General features: G+C 59.8%; 1 protein-coding gene. It reads right to left on the bottom strand.

Going from position 1 to position 239, the window contains the following annotated elements:
• Window positions 1-37: 37 nt before the first annotated feature.
• On the bottom strand, window positions 38-239 hold a 202-nt coding region (locus tag SB764_RS44295; protein WP_410867349.1), incomplete at its 5' end, for a hypothetical protein.

Genomic DNA, 239 nt, shown 5'->3' with positions numbered 1-239 from the left:
CGTTGCAGAAGATCGTCCGATGGGCCGGCGATACAACTTAAACCATCCCGACCTGCGCCTTCAGAGCAGCAAAAAACTCTGCATCGTCTGACGCGTCGCGCGCGGCCAGAAACCGCTCCGCATCAGCGCCAGCGATATAGCGGAGCCGGTCGCTCTCGTCCGTTGTCGCTTCGTAAACGACTTCCGCAATCGCCTCCGGCGACGAGGTGTGTTCCTTCATCGAACTCACAAGATCCCCC

The sequence above is a fragment of the Paraburkholderia sp. SIMBA_027 genome, from assembly GCF_046535315.1.
GTDB lineage: Bacteria > Pseudomonadota > Gammaproteobacteria > Burkholderiales > Burkholderiaceae > Paraburkholderia > Paraburkholderia tropica.
The sequence above is the reverse complement of the archived record's forward strand: the minus strand, read 5'-3'. Positions and strand labels throughout refer to the sequence as shown.